General features: G+C 64.9%; 3 protein-coding genes and 1 pseudogene. All 4 read left to right on the top strand.

Features of this window, described 5'->3' with window-relative positions:
* Nucleotides 1–1,056: pseudogene (locus HUV06_RS16395) on the top strand (transposase); the annotation flags it as partial.
* An 80-nt stretch (nt 1,057–1,136) separates the two neighbouring features.
* Nucleotides 1,137–1,751: a tyrosine-type recombinase/integrase gene (locus HUV06_RS15530; protein WP_174302147.1), complete on the top strand. Its 615-nt coding sequence runs from the start codon at nt 1,137–1,139 to the stop codon at nt 1,749–1,751.
* A 76-nt stretch (nt 1,752–1,827) separates the two neighbouring features.
* Nucleotides 1,828–2,565, top strand: a complete 738-nt coding sequence (locus HUV06_RS15525; protein ID WP_174302146.1) for an SDR family oxidoreductase — start codon at nt 1,828–1,830, stop codon at nt 2,563–2,565.
* 288 nt (nt 2,566–2,853) lie between these two features.
* Nucleotides 2,854–3,041: hypothetical protein (locus HUV06_RS15520; RefSeq protein ID WP_217433926.1), on the top strand; the 188-nt coding region annotated here is incomplete at its 3' end.

Raw genomic sequence — 3,041 nt, 5'->3', positions numbered from 1 at the left:
TCAGGCGAATATGGTGGGCGGGTTTTCGGCATCAGGAGCACCTCTGCTGAAAGCTTCAGGGTGTCCACCAAACCGGGCCAGTCCCACCGTGCGCGACCCCCGCATCTGGGGCGAGAATACGACGGCCTGCGCGTCGGACAGCAAGCATTTCGGCGCCTTCGACCAGAACCTGATGACGGAGTGGCACGTCCGCTACAATGGGCGCGGGGTGATGATCTACTGGCACGTCGAGCGAGGATCGGTGTGCATCCACTCGCGCCTGCGGCGCTGCTCGTCGTCGGAGGTCGCCGCCATGATCGAGGGCGTGCTGCGCCACGACACCGAGATGGAGGTCGAGCGCCAGTACAGCGCCAGTACGTGGACAGCCACGGCCAGAGCGAGGTGGCGTTCGCCTTCTGCCAGATGCTCGGCTTCCAGCTCCTGCCGCGACTCAAGGCCATCTCGGCGCAGCGGCTCTACCTGCCCGGGGCCGGGGGCGTCGCGGCCTACCCCAACCTGGCCTGCATCCTGGCGCGGCAGATCGACTGGGCGCTGGTCGAGCAGCAATACGACGAGATCGTGCGATACACGACCGCCATGGCCGAGCGCACTGCGGACCCCGAGGCGATCCTGCGCCGGTTCACCCGCAGCAACATCCAGCACCCGACCTACAAGGCGCTGGCCGAGCTTGGCAAGGCGGTCAAGACGGTCTTCCTGTGCCGCTACCTGGGCGACGAGGCACTGCGGCGCGAAATCCACGAGGGGCTGAACGTGGTCGAGACCTGGAACTCGGCCAACGGCTTCATCTTCTTCGGCAAGGGCGGCGAGGTGGCCAGCAATCGGCTGGACGACCAGGAGGTGTCCGTCCACGCGCTGCACCTGCTGCAATCGTGCCTGGTCTACGTGAACACGCTCATGCTGCAGCAGGTGCTGGCCGAACCTGGCTGGATGGCGCGCATGACGTCAGCCGACATACGCGGCCTCACGCCGCTGGTCTAGGGGCATGTCAGCCCGTACTGGACCTTCGACCTGGACATGGAAGCCCGGCTCGACCTCGATTGGAGGGAGGCTGCCTGAACAGCGCTGCCTCTTTACAGAAGGCGCATTCCGTTAAAAGTAGGCTATGCTGACCTCAGCAGCAGCAAGGGTTCCTGGCCATGCCGGCGGCGGCGCCCAAGGGGCGAAGTATAAAGAGTGGGTGGGGACAGGGTACAACCGGCGCCACAGACGGGCATGAGCGGGCCAAGGACTTCCTGACCGCGGCCGAACTCGCTGTCTTGCTGGAGGCGGCTAAGGGCGGTCGGCATGGCACGCGCGACCACCTGCTGCTGCTGATGATGTTCCGCCACGGTCTGCGGGTCAGCGAGGCGGTCAGCCTGCGGCTGGACGAGCTGGACCTGGACCGCTCCACGCTGTGGGTGCATCGCCTCAAGGGTGGGCTGTCCGTCCAGCAGCCCGTCGCCGGCGATGAGCTGCGCGCGATCCGGCGCTACCTAGCCGTGCGGCAAGGCGACCTGCCCTGGCTGTTCCTGTCCGAGCGTGGCCATCCGCTCACCCGGCAGGCCGTCAGCTACTTGGTCGAGGTTGCTTCCGGGCGCGCCGGCCTGGCTGGCGTTCACCCGCACACGCTCCGCCACTCCTGCGGCTACTACCTCGCCAACAAGGGCCACGACTTGCGCCTCATCCAGGACTACCTCGGCCACCGCGACCCCAAGCACACCGTCCACTACACCCGCACGGCGGGCCGGCGCTTCGAGGGGCTGTGGCGGTAATCCTCAGCGGCGAATCATAAGTCCCGCTGGTTCGTGGTTATCGAGCCAATCTGAAAAACTGAAGAGGATGACGTTGATGTCAGGAGCTGTAGGCAAAGTCGTTGCGATCACCGGCGCCGGCAGCGGGATTGGCAGGGCGACGGCGCTCCTGCTCGCCGAACGGGGAGCGAAGCTCGTGCTCGGCGCACGCCGGGCGGACCGCCTGGAGGCCGTCGCCAAGCAGATCGGGGCAGCGGGTGGCGAGGCGGCCTATGTCCCAATCGACGTGAAGCGGCGCGACGACCTGTCCAGCCTCGTTGCGCTGGCCTGTGAGCGGTTCGGCAAACTCGATGTGCTCGTCAGCAACGCCGGCATCGGGCCGGTGTCCCTGCTGGACGAGTTGCGCGTCGATGACTGGGACGAGATGATCGACATCAACGTCAAGGGTGTCCTCTACGGCATCGCGGCCGCCCTTCCCGTGTTCCGCAGGCAGGGCTTCGGCCAATTTGTCAACATCGCGTCGACCGCTGGGTTGATCACGAAACCGACCATGGCGGTGTATTCCGGGACGAAGTTCGCCGTGCGCGCCATTTCGGAAGGCTTGCGGCAGGAGGCGGGCGACAAGCTGCGCGTGACGATCATCACTCCGGGGTTCGTCAAGACGGACTTTGCCGACTCCATGACGAACCCGGAGATGAAGGCGCAAATCGTGGGCACGATGGAGAAGATGGCGATCTCGCCGGATGCGATTGCCCGAGCCATCGTGTTCGCGATCGAGCAGCCGGCGGACGTCGACGTGGGCGAGATCGTCGTGCGGCCGACAGCTCAGGGTTAGCTCAGCATCCCGAGCAGGAACGCCAAATGGCCAAAACGCACAGCTTCGCGGTCACTGGGCCTTAAACCGGGTGTCTACTGAACCGGCAGCAGCTCACAGGTGGGATACGCGTGTGGGGTTTAAGTTCGAGGCGTTTCTCTCGCAGTTTCATCTCATGTCGACCTGATAGTAATCCTGCCGCTGGGGCGCGAACACATAATTGAACCCCGGTGAGACAGATCATTTCACTACCTTGCATATTGCTGGCGTATGGGCAAAGACTCAGCAGGCCATTTCGGAGTGTTAATAATGTTGACCAACGAGAACGTTCAGGGTAACGACACCATGCAGGATCAACCTGCGCACGGCGAGATCGAACGCCGCTTGCTGTTCAAGACCGCCGGGGCCGGGATTGCCGGTGCCGCGGCGATGAGCGCGCTCTCCGCCGGCGGCGTCGCCCTGTCGGGCAGCAGCGCCTCGGCGCAGACCACCCCGAT

This window comes from Caulobacter sp. S45, from assembly GCF_903642205.1.
In the GTDB taxonomy this organism is placed as follows: domain Bacteria; phylum Pseudomonadota; class Alphaproteobacteria; order Caulobacterales; family Caulobacteraceae; genus CAHJWH01.
The sequence above is the reverse complement of the archived record's forward strand: the minus strand, read 5'-3'. Positions and strand labels throughout refer to the sequence as shown.

What these genes read in the sequence shown, in the direction of transcription:
- HUV06_RS15530 (WP_174302147.1), top strand. Translation starts at nt 1,137, where the DNA reads ATGCCGGCGGCGGCGCCCAAGGGGCGAAGTATAAAGAGTGGGTGGGGA.
- HUV06_RS15525 (WP_174302146.1), top strand. Translation starts at nt 1,828, where the DNA reads ATGTCAGGAGCTGTAGGCAAAGTCGTTGCGATCACCGGCGCCGGCAGC.